At 41.0% G+C, this 3,283-nt stretch carries 3 protein-coding genes, 2 tRNA genes and 2 pseudogenes; 6 read left to right on the top strand and 1 reads right to left on the bottom strand.

Annotation, left to right across the window (positions count from 1 at the left end; genetic code table 11):
- The 4 genes and pseudogenes from ABUA47_RS10710 to ABUA47_RS10695 form a co-directional block, all read left to right on the top strand.
- Window positions 1-253: pseudogene (locus ABUA47_RS10710) on the top strand (tetratricopeptide repeat protein); the annotation flags it as partial.
- Between the two features lie 143 nt (window positions 254-396).
- Entirely contained in the window at window positions 397-891 is a 495-nt protein-coding gene (ribH, locus tag ABUA47_RS10705) for a 6,7-dimethyl-8-ribityllumazine synthase (RefSeq protein ID WP_005823623.1), read from the top strand.
- 73 nt (window positions 892-964) lie between these two features.
- Window positions 965-1,047, top strand: a tRNA-Tyr gene (locus ABUA47_RS10700).
- Between the two features lie 9 nt (window positions 1,048-1,056).
- A tRNA-Gly gene (locus ABUA47_RS10695) sits at window positions 1,057-1,129 on the top strand.
- 133 nt (window positions 1,130-1,262) lie between these two features.
- Here ABUA47_RS10695 and ABUA47_RS10690 read toward each other — a convergent pair.
- Window positions 1,263-1,559 (bottom strand): hypothetical protein, encoded by a 297-nt coding sequence (locus tag ABUA47_RS10690; protein ID WP_005823625.1) that lies wholly within the window; start codon window positions 1,557-1,559, stop codon window positions 1,263-1,265.
- Window positions 1,560-1,732: 173 nt separating this feature from the next.
- Between ABUA47_RS10690 and ABUA47_RS10685 the strand changes: the two genes are divergently transcribed.
- On the top strand, window positions 1,733-2,296 hold the full coding sequence (locus ABUA47_RS10685) for a Crp/Fnr family transcriptional regulator (protein WP_005823628.1): 564 nt from the start codon (window positions 1,733-1,735) through the stop codon (window positions 2,294-2,296).
- 100 nt (window positions 2,297-2,396) lie between these two features.
- Window positions 2,397-3,008: pseudogene (locus tag ABUA47_RS10680) on the top strand (acyltransferase family protein); the annotation flags it as partial.
- Window positions 3,009-3,283 lie beyond the last annotated feature (275 nt).

The raw sequence follows: 3,283 nt of genomic DNA, 5'->3' as shown, positions 1-3,283 counted from the left end.
TATGGGTAACTGCTATGCGCAGCTCGGCCAACTGGACAAAGCCGCTTCCATGCTGCTGAAAGCCGCCAACGAAGCCGACAACAACTCCCTCAGCCCCATCTACCTGCTGCAAGCTGGAGAAATCCTGGTAAAGCAAGGTAAGTATGACGATGCAATCCAGGCGTATACCACTATCAAGGATAAATACTTCCGTTCATACCAGGCAATGGATATCGATAAGTATATCGAACAAGCCAAACTATTGAAGAAGTAATATACCTTATTATAAAAATATCTCAGGCACGGATTACACGGAAAACACGGAAAGACACAATAGCCGTGAATCCGTGTAGTCCGTGCCTCTTTTATCTCTCCTCTCCCTTTAATTTTCAATTATTAATTCTTAATTCCTTATTTATGGCAACAGCTTATCACAATCTTTCAGACTACGATTTCAGTTCTGTACCCAGCGCGGAAAAAATGAAATTCGGCATCGTTGTATCTGAGTGGAATTATAATATTACCGGCGCTCTCCTAAAAGGTGCCATAGACACCTTAAAAAAACATGGAGCCAAAGATGAAAATATTCTGGTAAAAACAGTACCCGGCAGTTTTGAACTGACTTTCGGCGCCAACCAACTTATCGAATACAGCGAAGTCGATGCAGTTATTGCAATTGGTTGTGTAGTCAGAGGAGATACTCCACATTTTGACTATGTTTGCATGGGTGCTACCCAAGGAATTACCCAATTAAACGCAAGTGGCGATGTACCAGTAATTTACGGATTAATTACTACCAATACTATGGAGCAAGCAGAAGACCGCGCCGGTGGCAAGCTGGGTAATAAAGGAGACGAATGTGCAATTACTGCAATAAAAATGATAGATTTTGCTTGGAGTTTACAAAAATAGTCGTATCTTTGCACCGCAATTGAGAAACAAACCTACTCAATGAGAGAATTGAGATAGAATCTTAAGTGCAAAAGGGCAAATACCAGAGTGGCCAAATGGGGCAGACTGTAAATCTGCTGGCTTACGCCTTCGGTGGTTCGAATCCATCTTTGCCCACAAAAAATTGCGGAAGTAGCTCAGTTGATAGAGCATTAGCCTTCCAAGCTGAGGGTCGCGGGTTTGAGCCCCGTCTTCCGCTCTTCTGAAAATCAGATAGTTATCGCAAGATTTCTATCTGATTTTTGTTTTTAGAGAATGCTGAATTTAGTGTGGTTTAACCGAGTGAGTTAAACCAGGAAGTCAACCGAATGACGCAAAGCACAAATTCATGGTTATTTAAATAAGATATTTCTGAGAATATCATCTAACCACGGCTCTTTCATCTTTTCCACAAAAACATCATTCTTTAGTTGAAAAGCCTTTTTGTAAACACTCTGCATTTTCAAATTATAGCGCACCGTATCATAGCGGACTACTGACTGGTAAAATCCGGTATCAACAGCGACAATTTCATTTTCTATTCTCAATGTATCCTCAGCTGTATCGGAAACTCTTCCAGTCTCCATCTGTGCGAATGAAATGCAGCTACCTCCGATTAGAGCCAATAATGTTACCAATATTTTATTCATACGCTACTGTTTTCTACAAAGATACAATATTCAAAGAACAAACATCTCTTTTACAAAAAAAATTCCATTATACCATAAACGCTTATAAGGCAACGCACACATTTGTATATCAAAGTTCAGTTTTAGTTAATAAAATTATGTAAGTTTGTAAACGAATAAAAAGCTCCCCTCCAATGAACAACATCATTCATAAAATCAGGCAGATTTATCCGGTTTCCGAAGAAGCTCTTCAGGCATTGCTGATGAATATGCAGGTAAGACACTACCCTAAAGGAACTTATATAGTACAAGCAGGAGTGACAGACCGTTTGGTTTATTTCATTGAGGAAGGGGTCACCCGTTCCGTATTTCATCACGACGGACAAGATACCACCACTTGGTTCAGCCAGGAAGGTGATGTAACCTTCGGAATGGATTCACTGTACTATCAGCAGCCGTCAGTAGAAAGCATTGAAACTCTTTCGGACTGCAAAATCTACGTCATCCACATAGACAAGTTAAATGCTCTCTACGAAACATATATTGATATAGCCAACTGGGGCAGAATACTGCATCAGAACGTAAACAAAGAGCTCAGTCATATGTTTGTGGAAAGGCTCCAACTGCCTCCCAAAGAGCGGTATGAACAATTTAACCGCCGTTACCCCAGACTGATAAATCGGGTGAAGCTAAAATATGTGGCAGCCTTCCTGGGTATTTCCATCTATACTCTCAGCCGGGTACGCGCAAAAAAATAGAAGATTGCCGTTCTTTTTTGCTTTTAAGCAAAAGAACTTCGCTTCGCATGGCGTATCTTTGAGATCCGAAAACATTAACCAAACAACAGAAAAAAAACAGATGTCGCACATTTCATCTTCTGCCTTTTCAGACACCAAAGCACATTATGACCTTCTCGACGGGCTCCGTGGCGTAGCAGCCTTGATGGTTATATGGTATCATATATTCGAAGGCTATGCTTTTGCCGGTGGTAGCATTATCGAAACCTTCAACCACGGCTATTTAGCTGTAGATTTCTTCTTTATACTATCGGGATTCGTTATCGGGTATGCTTATGACGACCGTTGGGGCAGGAACCTCACAATGAAAAACTTCTTTAAACGGCGCCTGATACGTCTCCATCCGATGGTCATTATGGGAGCTGTCCTGGGTGCCATTACTTTCTGTCTTCAAGGATGCGTACAATGGGACGGAACACATATTGCCCTCTCCATGATTATGCTGTCCCTTCTTTGCACTATATTTTTTATTCCCGCAATGCCAGGTGCAGGTTATGAAGTCCGTGGTAATGGCGAAATGTTTCCTTTGAATGGTCCATGTTGGTCCTTGTTTTTTGAATATTTAGGCAACATCCTTTATGCCTTGTTTATCCACCGCTTATCAAACAAAGCCCTTGCCGTACTGACAATATTGCTGGGAGTGGCATTGGCATCATTCGCCATTTTCGACATCTTTTACCCAGTTTAGCATCCCAAATGTACTCACCACCAATCCGATTATTTTCAACCCCATTATCTGGCAGCTTCAATATTTTATTGGTCACCTTCGAGGCATTAAAACCTAATGACCATTGAATAGAACTGGATACCGGTAATATTCTTGCATTCATTTCCAACTCAATACCTCTATTTTGTAAACGCCCTAAATTAGTAGGGTGTCCAGTTAGATGTTCCGAAAAACAGATGCTGAAATCACCCGATAAGTTATTAATATAACGCTCTGATATT

It is taken from the genome of Bacteroides sp. RTP31139st1_H2_RTP31139_211217, from assembly GCF_040227615.1.
Taxonomy (GTDB): domain Bacteria; phylum Bacteroidota; class Bacteroidia; order Bacteroidales; family Bacteroidaceae; genus Bacteroides; species Bacteroides uniformis.
Note: the sequence above shows the minus strand (reverse complement) of the source record. Positions and strands in the feature narration are given on the sequence as shown.

Excerpts from the sequence above, each read along its gene's own strand:
- ribH (WP_005823623.1), top strand. The coding sequence starts at position 397 with ATGGCAACAGCTTATCACAATCTTTCAGACTACGATTTCAGTTCTGTA.
- ABUA47_RS10690 (WP_005823625.1), bottom strand. The coding sequence starts at position 1,559 with ATGAATAAAATATTGGTAACATTATTGGCTCTAATCGGAGGTAGCTGC.
- ABUA47_RS10685 (WP_005823628.1), top strand. The coding sequence starts at position 1,733 with ATGAACAACATCATTCATAAAATCAGGCAGATTTATCCGGTTTCCGAA.